Below are 13,512 nucleotides of genomic sequence, written 5' to 3'. Positions count from 1 at the left end.
CATAAAGCGAAACTGTATGAAATTATTGACCAATTCATACAGTTGAATTCAGGAGTACCAGCATTGCCTCCAGCAAATGAGTTGACTGCTCATGATGCTACTAATATTACGCAGTTAGTACATGAAATCAGTGCTGAGTGCGAGAGAATTAAACAATCACTTGGGATATTCTCTGATTTTATTGAAGTTTACAATGAAAGTAATAAAGATATTGCGGACATTGCCAGTCAGACTAATTTGCTTTCGCTAAATGCCAACATTGAAGCTGCAAGAGTAGGACAAGCTGGACAAGGTTTTGCGGTAGTAGCCAATGAGATTAGAAATTTATCTGAGTCTACCAAGAAACTTATTGAAGAGAATAAAAGAGAGGCATCTGACACAATTCCAAAGATTAATACAAGCATTGAAGCAATTAAGAATTTACTTGCAAGTGTGTACGCTATGAATGATAGAATTTCAAACATTGCAGCTATGACGCAGGAGATAGCAGCACAGGGTGAGAGCATACAAACATTGTCAAATACCATTCAAGAAGCAGTAAAAGAAATTTAGTATTATATGAGATATAATGACATGGCATAAATCTCTTTTGGTTCGATCTTAGAGGTTTATGCCTTTTGGGTTGCTATATTTATTTTTCAAAAATTAGATACATATGGACTTTAAATTTGTTGGCTTAAGGCAAGCTGACATAATTTACGAAAAGAATGCTCAAAGCGGTCGTCATCTTCCTTGGTTCTTTTGCGAATACTTGAAGTCCGTACCCCTCCACGACGTTGTTTTTTGGCAATATGTCGTTCAAACATAAGAAGATCAATATTATCATTGGTGTAGATACGTCCATTTTGATTGATAGCATACCCTTTCTTACCAAGTACCATAGTAGCGACACCGTAGTCCCCAGTAACTACAATATCGCCTGCCCCAGTTCGATTAATTAAGGCGATATCAACTGCATCGGGAGCTTTACTAACCTGAACGATTTCTGAATAATCAGAATCCAAGATGTGACTTGTATCAATAATCATAATAACAGGTAATGAAAACTCTTTGGCAACTTTCTCAATGATATGTTTAACCGGGCATGCATCAGCATCGACTAATATTTTCATAGGAATATCCTTTCTGACATAGTAACTACAAGGATTCAGGAGGCAATAACCGTTTTAGATTTCTCCTAATCCTACTAGGTGTTTATATAACTTTATATTTATATAAGTAAGGTTTGAATTTCTCTCATATACTATTATAATATGCCAGAATGTTAGAGGGTTTACAAGTACTGTTTATATATTTTCACAGCATTTATATTTATAACTTTCTTTTTATTAATAGGACACAAAAATTTAAGACATTATTCTATTGATTTATGGAAATACTAACATTATAATGAACATAGGTCGGCGGCGCCAGTTTGACGCCGTCGTTCTAATATAGAGTCAGTGCATACGGAGGTGGAGAATGGACAATAACAATTCAAATAAAAAGAATGGGAATAAAACAGGTATCGTATTCTTTGTAATAGCTACTCTCTGTGCATTTTTCTTATTTTACTATTTGACAAATCAGTTAAAAGAAAGCGCAAAAATAGAAGTTAGTTATACAGAGTTTATGGATATGTTAAAGGAAGATAAAGTTAAGTCTGTTAAGATTGATTCTAGTAGGATTACTATTATTCCGAAAGAAGAGAAAACAAATGGAATGTTCTCTATCACATATTATACAGGTTATTTGAATAATCCTGGTCTATATGAGGCATTAGATGATGCGAAGGTAGAATATACAGGACCAGTACATGATACAAGTGCAAGCATCTTAGACTTTGTCATCTATTTATTTCCATTTTTAATGATAGGTTTAGTAATGACGATGGTATACCGCATGGTTAGTAAAGGCGGCGGTGGAATGATGGGAGTAGGTAAAAGTAACGCTAAGGTTTATGTTGAGAAAGAGACAGGAGTAACATTTAAAGATGTTGCGGGACAAGAGGAAGCGAAAGAATCTTTAAAAGAATTAGTTGATTTCTTACACAATCCTGGTAAATATACTCGTATCGGAGCAAAGTTACCAAAAGGAGCCTTATTAGTAGGACCTCCAGGAACAGGTAAGACATTATTAGCAAAAGCAGTAGCAGGAGAAGCCAAAGTACCATTCTTCTCGTTATCTGGTTCTGACTTTGTTGAAATGTTCGTTGGTGTAGGTGCATCAAGAGTAAGAGATTTATTCAAACAGGCACAACAACAGGCACCATGTATTATATTTATAGATGAAATTGATGCCATTGGTAAGAGTCGTGATAGCCATTACGGTGGAAGTAATGATGAGAGAGAACAAACATTAAACCAATTGTTATCCGAAATGGATGGATTTGATACGTCGAAAGGCTTAGTAATTCTAGCTGCAACAAACCGTCCGGAAGTATTAGATAAAGCTTTATTAAGGCCAGGCCGTTTTGATCGAAGAGTAATTGTAGATAAACCAGACTTAAAGGGACGTGTTGATATCTTAAAGGTACATGCAAAAGATGTATTAATGCATGATTCTGTTGATTTAGAAGCAATTGCATTGGCAACATCAGGAGCTGTTGGTTCTGATCTTGCTAACATGATTAATGAAGCTGCAATTATGGCTGTAAAAGATGGTAGAACGGTTGTAACCCAAGAGGATTTATTTGAATCTGTTGAGGTAGTAATTGCAGGTAAGGAAAAGAAAGATCGTATACTTGGTAAAGAAGAGAAACGAATTGTCGCATATCATGAAGTTGGGCATGCACTAGTAACGGCATTAGTAAAAGATTCAGAGCCAGTACAAAAGATTACGATTGTACCAAGAACGATGGGTTCTCTTGGTTATGTAATGCAAGTTCCAGAAGAAGAGAAATATCTGAGCTCAAAAGATGAGTTGCTAACGAGAATTACAACTTTATTTGGTGGTAGAGCTGCAGAACAAATCGTATTCAAATCGATTACCACTGGTGCTTCCAATGATATTGAGCAAGCAACAAAGATAGCCCGTGCGATGGTAACGCAATTTGGTATGACTGACCGATTTGGTTTGATGGGACTAGAATCTGTTGAGAACCGTTACTTAGATGGCAGACCAGTATTAAATTGTGGAGATGCTACTGCAGCAGAGATTGATAATGAAGTAATACGTATTTTAAAAGAATGCTATGACAGGGCAGTTAGTCTTCTTGAAGGAGACCTGGAAACACTTGATAGGATTGCTGAGTTCTTACTTGAAAAAGAGACAATTACAGGTAAGGAATTCATGAAAATCTATAGAGAGGTAAAAGGAATTCCTGAACCTGAAAAAGGAAAAAGTGAAGATGAAACAATAGAAGTTAAAGAGATAGAAGCATCAGAAGAAGTTTCTAACGAATCAGAGATTTTTGAAGTAAAAGAAGATATAATTACAGATGATAAACCACAGGCAGAAGATGAGTTTGATACTGCCAAAAGTGAAGAGATAAAGTAATGAGAAAGACTGTCACATGTAATATGTGACAGTCTTTTGAAGATAAAAGAATTTGTAATGAGAGTAATTAAGGAGAAAAATATATGAAAACATACAAAGCAATTGCACTTGATATTGATGGAACATTAACCAATGCAAAGAAAGAAGTAACACAAAGAACAAAACAAGCAGTAAGTAGAGCTATGAGAGAAGAGAAAGTAGTTATTGTAGCTTCTGGTAGGCCAACAGCAGGAATTCGTGGCATTTCAAAAACATTAAAGTTAGAAGAAAAAGGCGGATATATTCTTGCATTCAATGGGGCAAAAATTATCAGTTGTAAAACAGGAGAAGTAATTTATCAAAATGTGTTGCCGCAGGATATGATTCCTGTTCTATATAAAGAAGCAGTGGAACATAATGTAAGTATTATAACGTATGAGGGTGATGATGTAATTTGTGGTTGTAATCATGATAAATACGTAGATATAGAAGCAAAAATCAACAATATTAAAGTGAATGATGTGGATAACTTTGACCAATATGTTACCTTTGATGTGAATAAGTGCTTAATGACAGGTGAGCCAGAGAAGTTAGCCGTTTTGGAAAAGGAGATGCAACAAAAGTATGGTGATAGATTAAGTATCTATCGTTCAGAACCATTTTTCCTCGAAATTATGCCTATGAACGTTGATAAGGCCAATTCCTTAGGCCATCTTTTAGAACACCTAGGTTTACAACGAGAAGAATTAATAGCAATAGGTGATGGTTATAATGACTTAACCATGATTAAATATGCTGGTTTAGGTGTTGCTATGAGTAATGCACAAGAAGTTGTAAAGAAGCATGCTGATAAAATAACAAAATCTAATGAAGAAGATGGAGTTGCTCATATTATTGAAGAATACTTAATTCAGGACAATAGAAGATTGGCTTAGTTTATCTTGTTGTAGTGTAATTAAGAGTCTATGGAGGAAGTATGTTTGATATAGAAGAAGAATTGAAGAAGCTTCCTGCAAAGCCAGGTGTCTATATCATGCGTGATAAGCATGACACAATTATATATGTAGGGAAAGCGATTAGTTTAAAGAATCGTGTAAGGCAGTATTTTCAAAGTAGCCGAAATCTTATGCCCAAAATCGTTAAGATGGTATCGAAAATTGATCATTTTGAATATATTATAACCGATTCAGAAGTAGAAGCATTGGTATTAGAAAGTAATTTAATTAAAGAACACATGCCAAGATATAATACCATGTTAAAGGATGATAAGAACTATCCTTATATTAAAGTAACCGTACAAGAAGCATATCCAAGAGTTATGATCGCAAGACAAGTAAAGAAGGACAAAGCAAAATATTTTGGCCCATATACCAGTGGATTAGCAGTTAAGGACACGCTTGATCTGCTTCGTAAGATATATCAGATTCGTACTTGTAATCGTAATTTGCCTAGGGATATAGGGAAAGAAAGAGCATGTTTATACTATCATATCAAACAATGTAGTGGACCTTGTCAAGGTTATATATCTGAAGCGGAATATAAAAAATCCATTGATCAAATTATTGACTTCCTTAACGGAAACTTCAGTGAAGTTTTGTCAATGCTAGAAGCGAAGATGATGAAAGCTTCAGAGAATATGGAATTTGAAGAAGCTGCAGGATATCGTGATCTTATGACAAGCGTTCGCCATATGGCACAGAAGCAGAAGATTACCAATACGTCAAATCAAGAGGATAAAGATATTATTGCATTTGCCAGGGCAGGTGATGAGGCTGTAGTGCAGGTATTCTTTATACGTAATGGCAAATTGATTGGAAGGGAACACTATCACCTAACAGGTGTAGAGAGTGATACTAGATCAGGAGTTATGACTAGTTTTGTTAAGCAGTTCTATGCAGGAACACCATTCATTCCAAGAGAATTGCTTCTACAAGAAGAATTGGAAGAAACGGAACTAATTACAGAATGGCTGACGGCTAAGAGAGGACAGAAAGTATATATTCGTGTACCTAAGAAGGGTGAAAAAGAAAAGTTAGTGGAATTAGCAGAAAAGAATGCTTCCTTAGTATTACAACAAGATTCGGAGAAGATTAAGAAGGAAGAACAACGAACCAAAGGCGCCCTAAAAGAAATCGAGAATTGGTTGGGATTAGATTCTATAAAGAGAATTGAATCCTTCGATATTTCTAATATTAACGGATTTGAATCCGTTGGTTCCATGGTAGTATACGAGAATGGAAAACCAAAGAGAAACGATTACCGTAAATTTAAGATCAAGTGGGTTACTGGAAGTGATGATTATGCGAGTATGAACGAGGTATTAACCAGACGTTTCACCCATGGCAAAAAAGAAAAAGAAGAGTTGATTGAGAAGAACATGGATTTAGAACATGGAAGCTTTACCAGATTTCCGGATTTAATTATGATGGATGGTGGTAAAGGTCAAGTGAATATAGCTCTTAAAGTAATGGAAGAATTACATTTATCCATATCGATTTGTGGAATGGTTAAAGATGATAACCATAGAACGAGAGGTTTGTATTTTAATAATGTAGAGATTCCAATTGATCGTAATAGTGAAGGATTTAAATTAATAACCCGTATTCAAGATGAGACGCACCGTTTTGCTATCGAGTATCATCGCTCACTACGAAGCAAAGGCCAAGTACACTCTATATTAGATGATATACCAGGTATTGGGCAGAAGAGAAGAAAAGAATTAATGAAGAATTTCCTTTCATTAGATGAAATCAAGGAAGCAACAATTGAACAACTAAGCATTGTTCCGACGATGAACGAAAAGGCTGCAAAACAAGTTTACGACTTTTTTCACAATAAAGAGGACCAAAATGCTTAAAAAACTTACAATTGAAGTTAAAAAAATAGTATGGTAATATAGCTTATAAGAAGTAACGAACTAGATAAATCTAGCTAGGGGATACGGAAATTTAAATGGCGAAGGAGATCATGTATGTATACAGTAGAATTGAAAAAAGTAGTTGAAAAAATGAAACTTGTGAATTGTACGCCAGAAATTAATATTGACGATATAAAAATTACCCAGACAGATGTAAACAGACCAGCCTTACAGTTGGCGGGATTCTTTGATTATTTTGATTCCGATCGTGTTCAATTAATTGGTAATGTTGAACATGCCTATATGCAAAAGATGGAAAAAGACCATGGTGTTAGCATTATGACTAGATTATTGGATTATAAAGTTCCTTGTATTATATTTTGCCGGAATATTGAAATCGACCCTAATTTAATTGAATTAGCAACTGAAAAAGGTGTTCCTTTGTTTAGAACAGAACAGCCAACATCGGCATTTATGTCAGAATTAATCCGTTGGCTTAAGGTGGAATTAGCACCAAGAATCTCTATTCATGGCGTTTTGGTTGACGTATATGGTGAAGGTGTTCTTATCATGGGTGAAAGTGGTATTGGTAAGAGTGAAGCAGCGCTAGAACTAATCAAGAGAGGACATCGTTTGGTAACCGATGATGTTGTTGAGATTAAGAAAGTTAGCGATGAAACCTTAATTGGAACAGCACCTGATATTACGCGTCACTTTATTGAACTTAGAGGTATCGGTATTATTGATGTTAAAACATTATTCGGTGTTGAGAGTGTTAAGGATACACAGTCAATTGATTTAGTAATTAAATTGGAAGAGTGGAATAAGGAGCAAGAATATGATCGTTTGGGATTAGAAGAGCAATATACAGAATTCCTAGGTAATAAAGTTGTTTGCCATCAGATTCCAATTCGTCCGGGCAGAAATCTTGCAATTATCGTAGAATCAGCAGCAGTTAACTATAGACAAAAGAAGATGGGTTATAATGCTGCTAGAGAATTATATAATCGAGTAACAAACAACTTGATGAAGAAATAAAAGATGGGAGAAAGGAAACACGGATATGAAGAAGTATTGTTTTGGAGTTGACATTGGAGGTACTACAGTTAAGATTGGTCTATTTATGACAGATGGTACAATTGTTGATAAATGGGAGATTAAGACGAATAAAGAGAATGGTGGAAGTGGTATCTTACCAGATATTAGTGCATCATTATCTGATAAAATGCAAGAAAAAGGAATAAGCAAAGATGAAATCGAAGGAATTGGTATCGGTGTGCCAGGACCTGTGGATGCGAATGGAACAGTATTAACATGCGTTAACCTTGGATGGGGAGTATTCAACGTTGCTGAAGAGGTAACGAAGTTAACTGGAATTACTAATGTGAATGCTGGAAATGACGCCAATGTTGCAGCACTGGGAGAGATGTGGCTTGGTGGAGGTAAAGGATATAGCGATATGATTATGATTACACTTGGCACTGGTGTTGGCGGTGGAGTCATACATAATGGAAAAATCATAACTGGAACAAAAGGCGCTGCTGGTGAGATTGGACATATGATTGTTAATTATAACGAAGAAGATTCCTGTAATTGTGGAAAAAGAGGTTGCTTAGAACAATACGCTTCCGCTACTGGAATTGTGAAAGTTGCAAAACAGTTATTAGCAAAATCAGAAGAAGAATCTACAATTCGTGATAAAGAAAATCTTACAGCAAAGATGATTTTTGATGCAGCAAAAGAAGGGGATCAATTAGCTACGGAATGTGTTGAACAACTTGGTTGGTATCTTGGAGTATCATGTGCTAATGTAGCAGCAGTTGTTGAACCAGATGTATTTGTAATTGGTGGAGGTGTTTCTAAAGCGGGAGCTATCTTACTTGATGTTATTCAACGCCATTATGAAAAATATGCATTCCATGCGCATAAGGACAAAGAATTCAAATTAGCTGAACTTGGTAATGATGCCGGTATCGTAGGAGCTGCAAAATTAGTTATTAATCAATAATCTATAAAAAGTAGATACGATATTTATAAGAAAAGGACATTCATTATAGATGGGGGTCCTTTTCTTGTTAACCTTACTGAGAAAATCACTAAAAATGAGGTGGAATTGTTCGCCTTTACAAGAATTTTTAACAGTAAAATTACATAACTGCATTAATTACCAAATTTTAAAATTGAGAGTAAAAATATAGATTTATAGTTGAAATAAAGAATTAAGTATTGTATTATAACAATGTACTAAAGAATAATAGAAAATTTGTAAGATATGACAGAGTATACTGTTATCAAGATATTTTAGACTTCATATAAATATATAAATAAAAAAAGAGGTATTATTTTGAATGATATAAATCAGAAATTAAAAGCGATCTTATCAGAGGAGAATATAGTAAGAAACGAACCGCTTGCAAAACACACAACATTCAAAATAGGGGGACCAGCAGATTACTTTGTTACTCCTGAGAATAAGGACCAACTAAAGTTAGTTATTCAAGTGTGTACGGAGAGTAACACACCTTACTATATTATAGGTAAAGGTAGTAATCTATTAGTTGGAGATAAAGGTTATAAAGGTGTAATTATACAGATTTACAAGAAGTTTAACCGAATAGAATTTGATAATAACATTGTTACAGCAGGTGCAGGTGTTATGCTTTCTAGATTAGCTAGAGAGGCAGCTGAACATGGCCTAGCAGGTTTACAAGGAGAGTCGGGAATACCTGGAACTCTTGGTGGTGCGGTAGCAATGAATGCAGGTGCTTATGGATATGAGATAAAAGATTATATCAAATCCGCAACTGTTATTAGTCAAGATGGTGAGTTACTAACTCTTAATAAAGAAGAGTTACAATTAGGATATAGAACTAGTATCGTTCAAAAGAATTCTTACGTAGTGTTAGAAGCAACTTTTGAATTATCTTCTGGAAAGAAGGAAGATATACTAGAAGAAATTAAAGAGTTTGATAAAAAGAGAGCGGAGAAGCAACCATTAGAATTTCCTAGTGCAGGAAGTACATTCAAACGTCCTGAAGGATATTTTGCAGGTAAACTTATAATGGATGCAGGTCTAAGAGGATACCGTGTTGGCGATATTATGGTGTCAGAGAAACATTGTGGTTTCGTAGTTAATGTTGGAAATGGTACTGCAAGTGAGGTTAGACAGCTTATTAGTGATGTACAGCGTATTGTATATGAGAAAAATCAAGTAATGTTGGAGCCGGAAGTACGTTTCTTAGGTGAATTTTAACAGTGTTAAGTTGTAGTGGGAGGTTTTATCTTGAGGTTTGTAATCGTTACAGGAATGTCAGGAGCAGGTAAAAGCTCTGTATTAAAGATGCTTGAGGATATCGGTTATTTTTGCGTAGATAATCTACCAATACAACTTATCTTAAAGTTCGCACAGATTACCTATGATCAAAGTTCTCAGCTTGATAAGATAGCATTAGGTATTGATATCCGTAGCGGGGAAGCATTAGATGGTTTAAATGAAATACTTGTGGAAGCTAGAAGCAAGGGATATTCATACGAAATTCTTTACCTTGATGCTGGGAATGAAGTCCTTGTGAAGCGTTTTAAAGAAACAAGAAGAAACCACCCACTATCAGGAACCGGTAGAGTAGATGTAGGGATTGAGATAGAAAGAAAGAAATTAGAATTTCTAAAAAAACAAGCAGACTTTATAATAGATACAAGCCATCTATTAATTCGTGAGCTTAAAAGTGAAATTGATAAAATCTTTGTTCAGGAACAGGAATACGGGAACTTATATATAACAATTCTCTCTTTTGGATTTAAGTATGGTATTCCAATGGATTGTGACTTGGTATTTGATGTAAGATTCTTACCAAATCCGTATTATATACCGGAGCTAAAACCGCAGACAGGGAATGAAAAACCGGTTTTTGAGTATGTTATGTCATCGCCAAAAGCCAAAGAGTTTCTTGACAAGTTAGAAGATATGCTGGAATTCTTAATTCCTAATTATATAGAAGAAGGAAAGAATCAATTAGTCGTAGGTATAGGTTGTACAGGTGGCAAGCATCGCTCTGTAACCATTGCGAATGCTTTAGGTAATCGATTATCTAAATTAGAATATGGAATTAAAGTCGAACATAGAGATATTAAGAAAGATGCGCTTAAAAAAAGCTAGTCTGAGGTGAATAGCAATGTCATTTTCAAAAGATGTAAAAGAAGAATTATCAAAGCAAATTAATTCGGCTAGACATTGTCAAATAGCAGAAGTTGCTGCCATCATTAGTTTATGTGGTAGAATTTCTATTTCTGTAAGAGATGAATATAGGATTAAGATCCATTCTGAAAATCTTACTGTAGCTAGAAAGTTTCAAAACTTATTAATAGCAGCCTTTAATATAAAACCTGAGATATTAGTAAGACGAAAAAAAGCCCAAAATGATTCAGATGAAACCTTAAAAAAGGGAATTATATATAGTGTCATAGTAAAAGATCCTGAAGTTGCTAAGAATATATTAGGAGCAACAAGGCTAATAACTGAATATGGTGAAATTAAAGAAAATCTATCTATAGTTGATAATATTGTTGTTCAAAATACTTGCTGCAAAAGAGCATTCATTAGAGGAGCATTTATATCATCTGGCTCTATCAGTGATCCGAGTAAATCATATCACTTTGAAATTGCGTTACCAACAAGGTCAAAAGCAGTTCAGTTACGCGAGATGTTAGATGTATTTGGTATTGAAGCAAAAATTGTTCAACGAAAACGATATTTTGTAGTTTATCTAAAGGAAGGTTCTCAAATTGTCGACATATTAAATGTAATGGAGGCACATATTGCCTTGATGAATTTAGAGAATGTACGAATATTAAAAGAAATGAGAAATTCTATTAACAGGCAAGTTAATTGCGAAACTGCAAATATTAATAAGACTGTTGCCGCTGCTTCTAAGCAAGTGGAAGATATCCTATTTATCAAAAAGTTAATTGGATTTGGTGAATTAGATGAAGGATTAGAGGAGATAGCAACCCTTCGATTGGCTCACCCGGAAGCATCCTTGAAGGAATTAGGAGAAATGCTTAGCATACCAATTGGTAAATCAGGAGTTAATCATAGATTAAGAAAATTAAGTATTATTGCAGATAACTTAAGGGAACATAAGGAGGATAAGTTATGATTACAAAACAAATAACAATTAAGATTCCATCTGGTTTAGAAGCAAGACCTATAGCTTTACTTGTTCAAGTTGCTAGCCAATACGAAAGTAGAATCTATGTAGAAAGCGAAGAGAAGAAAGTTAACGCTAAGAGCATTATGGGGATGATGAGTCTTGCTATCGCAGCTGGTGAATCAGTTACTGTTATAGCTGATGGAACTGATGAAGAAGCAGCTATGGAGAACATTGAAAAGTATTTAAGTAGTAAGTAGTACGTAAAACAAAAAGGCTATACACCTAAGTGTTTTTAGGTGTATAGCCTTTTACCACTATTTTCTTGTCTGATACAAAAGAATTCCCGTTAATTCCTGTTTCATTTGCTGTCTAATTAATTAGATTCAGTTGAATATTCATAGTAGGAAGATCGAACATTTGATGGTAAATCGGACTTTTTAATTTTTATAACTTCAATAGCTACGTGTCTTATATCTGTAGTATCAAACGCATATATAGAGCTTTTAGGGTTGCTATCATAAGTAATCGTTAAAACGCCATCGTTATCGAAATCTAGAGTATCAATATCATCAATAGTATTTCCAAAATCTTTAGCACCTACCCATGCATATGTTATTAAGCAATACTGATCCCAATCAAGTTCGTCTTGGAAGTATGGAAATTTGAGTGTATATTTACTATTCCATCTTTCCCAGTCTTTCTCGTTTGTGATAATATAATAATCAGACATTTTATATTCGTTTGTCATATCAGAATCGCACATAATAAATCCAGAATATACTTTTTCAAACTCAATAGAATCACGAGTATTATCTACCGAATTATTACACGAACACAAAAAGATAAGTAAACTAGTAGTTATGAACATTAGTTTGGTATATCTTACTATACATTGCTTCATATTCTTACTTATATGATTTATTTAATTATACTTTTCCTTTCTATTCTATTTTCTCATTAACATTTTCATCAGTGTCTTAAATCAAATATTATCATAATTATGAATCAATTTTAATGGTTCTCTCCTTTCTAGTATAAGTATAGTTTTTATTTGTAAATTTATCAATATATAGTTTACAAAAATTTCTTTTTTTACTTTTTCTATAACGTAACTAAAAACATACAAAATATCAGAAAGCGAGGAAATTAATATGGCATACTGGGGTATTGATGTCTCTGGATATCCAGGAGATACTCAAATGAAAGCATGGAAAAACAACTCAAACATTAAATGGACAGGTTTTTATCTGGCACCGGCAGATTCTCATTCAGATACAGGTTGGATGAGTAAAAAGACAACACTTGAAAATATGGGATATAACTTAGTCCCAATTTATGTTGGCCAGCAGTCTACTGATGCAGATTTAACGTCAGCTAGGGCAACATCTGGAGCACAGTACGCAATTCAATTAGCAAAAAATGCAGGTTTTAGCAGCGGAACGTATATTTACCTTGATGTTGAACAAGGAGGAACATTAAGTAGTCGATTTCTAGAGTATATTCATACATTTATTGCAGAGATTGCATATGAAGGTACTTATAAATCAGCTGTATATTGTTCGTACTCTTCTACTGCAGACCAAATCAAAGCTGAATGCTCACTATACTCTTTACGTTATTGGGTTTATAGACTTGGGACATACTCTGGATCACCAATTACCGATACTGCTCCTGCACCATCAGGTAGTGGAGTTTCTTATGCTAAAGCATGGCAATTAGTTCAAAATAAGACAATAACAATTGGAGGGTATGCAATAAAAGTAGATGTTAGTTCCTCTTCAACTGTAAATCCAGCCAAGTAAAAGTAAAATCATCAAATAAAGAACTTATATTGATTTGAACTGCCTACCGTCTTGTAAACTAATAAAAAATATAAATTTTTTCTACCAGTAGGAATCTTCCTACTGGTAGTTTTTATTGTTGCTTGTGGATTATTATCAAATCTAAAAAAGAACGTTTACATCTTCTTTTATGGATGCAAGCGTTCTTTTTTACTTAACTTAATGACATTAGGAGCATATCAGATTAATCATGTAAATTGCTTTATGA

Annotated in this window: 13 protein-coding genes; 11 read left to right on the top strand and 2 right to left on the bottom strand. The window is 34.3% G+C overall.

Annotated elements, in window-relative coordinates:
* Window positions 1-552, top strand: a 552-nt coding sequence (locus ACW2QF_RS12100) for a methyl-accepting chemotaxis protein (RefSeq protein WP_455716261.1), incomplete at its 5' end; no start/stop codon positions are given.
* Between the two features lie 110 nt (window positions 553-662).
* On the opposite strand, the gene ACW2QF_RS12095 is transcribed toward ACW2QF_RS12100, so the two are convergent.
* The gene (locus ACW2QF_RS12095) at window positions 663-1,112 is read right to left on the bottom strand and encodes a YaiI/YqxD family protein (RefSeq protein ID WP_455716260.1); all 450 of its coding nucleotides are present in this window, start codon (window positions 1,110-1,112) and stop codon (window positions 663-665) included.
* 349 nt (window positions 1,113-1,461) lie between these two features.
* Between ACW2QF_RS12095 and ftsH the strand changes: the two genes are divergently transcribed.
* From ftsH to ACW2QF_RS12050, 9 genes are all read left to right on the top strand, one after another.
* Window positions 1,462-3,477 (top strand): ATP-dependent zinc metalloprotease FtsH, encoded by a 2,016-nt coding sequence (ftsH, locus tag ACW2QF_RS12090; RefSeq protein WP_455716259.1) that lies wholly within the window; start codon window positions 1,462-1,464, stop codon window positions 3,475-3,477.
* 83 nt (window positions 3,478-3,560) lie between these two features.
* Window positions 3,561-4,391, top strand: coding sequence for a Cof-type HAD-IIB family hydrolase (locus ACW2QF_RS12085; protein ID WP_455716258.1), 831 nt, complete (start codon window positions 3,561-3,563; stop codon window positions 4,389-4,391).
* A gap of 41 nt (window positions 4,392-4,432) precedes the next feature.
* Window positions 4,433-6,313: an excinuclease ABC subunit UvrC gene (uvrC, locus tag ACW2QF_RS12080; RefSeq protein ID WP_455716257.1), complete on the top strand. Its 1,881-nt coding sequence runs from the start codon at window positions 4,433-4,435 to the stop codon at window positions 6,311-6,313.
* A 114-nt stretch (window positions 6,314-6,427) separates the two neighbouring features.
* A complete protein-coding gene (gene hprK / locus ACW2QF_RS12075) occupies window positions 6,428-7,351 on the top strand; it encodes an HPr(Ser) kinase/phosphatase (protein WP_455716256.1) in 924 nt (307 codons plus the stop codon).
* 25 nt (window positions 7,352-7,376) lie between these two features.
* Window positions 7,377-8,321, top strand: coding sequence for an ROK family glucokinase (locus ACW2QF_RS12070; RefSeq protein WP_455716255.1), 945 nt, complete (start codon window positions 7,377-7,379; stop codon window positions 8,319-8,321).
* Window positions 8,322-8,654: 333 nt separating this feature from the next.
* Window positions 8,655-9,566, top strand: a complete 912-nt coding sequence (murB, locus tag ACW2QF_RS12065; protein WP_455716262.1) for a UDP-N-acetylmuramate dehydrogenase — start codon at window positions 8,655-8,657, stop codon at window positions 9,564-9,566.
* Between the two features lie 30 nt (window positions 9,567-9,596).
* A complete protein-coding gene (rapZ, locus tag ACW2QF_RS12060) occupies window positions 9,597-10,469 on the top strand; it encodes an RNase adapter RapZ (protein ID WP_455716254.1) in 873 nt (290 codons plus the stop codon).
* A gap of 16 nt (window positions 10,470-10,485) precedes the next feature.
* The gene (whiA, locus tag ACW2QF_RS12055) at window positions 10,486-11,469 is read left to right on the top strand and encodes a DNA-binding protein WhiA (RefSeq protein WP_455716253.1); all 984 of its coding nucleotides are present in this window, start codon (window positions 10,486-10,488) and stop codon (window positions 11,467-11,469) included.
* Window positions 11,466-11,720 (top strand): HPr family phosphocarrier protein, encoded by a 255-nt coding sequence (locus ACW2QF_RS12050; protein ID WP_455716252.1) that lies wholly within the window; start codon window positions 11,466-11,468, stop codon window positions 11,718-11,720. Before whiA ends, ACW2QF_RS12050 begins: the two co-directional genes overlap by 4 nt.
* Window positions 11,721-11,836: 116 nt before the next feature.
* Here ACW2QF_RS12050 and ACW2QF_RS12045 read toward each other — a convergent pair whose 3' ends face one another.
* Window positions 11,837-12,364 (bottom strand): hypothetical protein, encoded by a 528-nt coding sequence (locus ACW2QF_RS12045; protein ID WP_455716251.1) that lies wholly within the window; start codon window positions 12,362-12,364, stop codon window positions 11,837-11,839.
* A gap of 250 nt (window positions 12,365-12,614) precedes the next feature.
* On the opposite strand from ACW2QF_RS12045, the gene ACW2QF_RS12040 reads away from it, so the two are divergent.
* Window positions 12,615-13,265 (top strand): glycoside hydrolase domain-containing protein, encoded by a 651-nt coding sequence (locus tag ACW2QF_RS12040; protein ID WP_455716250.1) that lies wholly within the window; start codon window positions 12,615-12,617, stop codon window positions 13,263-13,265.
* Window positions 13,266-13,512: the final 247 nt, after the last annotated feature.

Source organism: Anaerosporobacter sp., assembly GCF_965301125.1.
The sequence above is the reverse complement of the archived record's forward strand: the minus strand, read 5'-3'. Positions and strand labels throughout refer to the sequence as shown.

Bases quoted from the DNA above. Each gene is read 5' to 3' on its own strand.
- ACW2QF_RS12085 (WP_455716258.1), top strand. From the start codon at position 3,561: ATGAAAACATACAAAGCAATTGCACTTGATATTGATGGAACATTAACC.
- ACW2QF_RS12095 (WP_455716260.1), bottom strand. From the start codon at position 1,112: ATGAAAATATTAGTCGATGCTGATGCATGCCCGGTTAAACATATCATT.
- hprK (WP_455716256.1), top strand. From the start codon at position 6,428: ATGTATACAGTAGAATTGAAAAAAGTAGTTGAAAAAATGAAACTTGTG.
- ACW2QF_RS12045 (WP_455716251.1), bottom strand. From the start codon at position 12,364: ATGAAGCAATGTATAGTAAGATATACCAAACTAATGTTCATAACTACT.
- whiA (WP_455716253.1), top strand. From the start codon at position 10,486: ATGTCATTTTCAAAAGATGTAAAAGAAGAATTATCAAAGCAAATTAAT.
- ACW2QF_RS12070 (WP_455716255.1), top strand. From the start codon at position 7,377: ATGAAGAAGTATTGTTTTGGAGTTGACATTGGAGGTACTACAGTTAAG.
- ftsH (WP_455716259.1), top strand. From the start codon at position 1,462: ATGGACAATAACAATTCAAATAAAAAGAATGGGAATAAAACAGGTATC.
- ACW2QF_RS12050 (WP_455716252.1), top strand. From the start codon at position 11,466: ATGATTACAAAACAAATAACAATTAAGATTCCATCTGGTTTAGAAGCA.
- ACW2QF_RS12040 (WP_455716250.1), top strand. From the start codon at position 12,615: ATGGCATACTGGGGTATTGATGTCTCTGGATATCCAGGAGATACTCAA.
- uvrC (WP_455716257.1), top strand. From the start codon at position 4,433: ATGTTTGATATAGAAGAAGAATTGAAGAAGCTTCCTGCAAAGCCAGGT.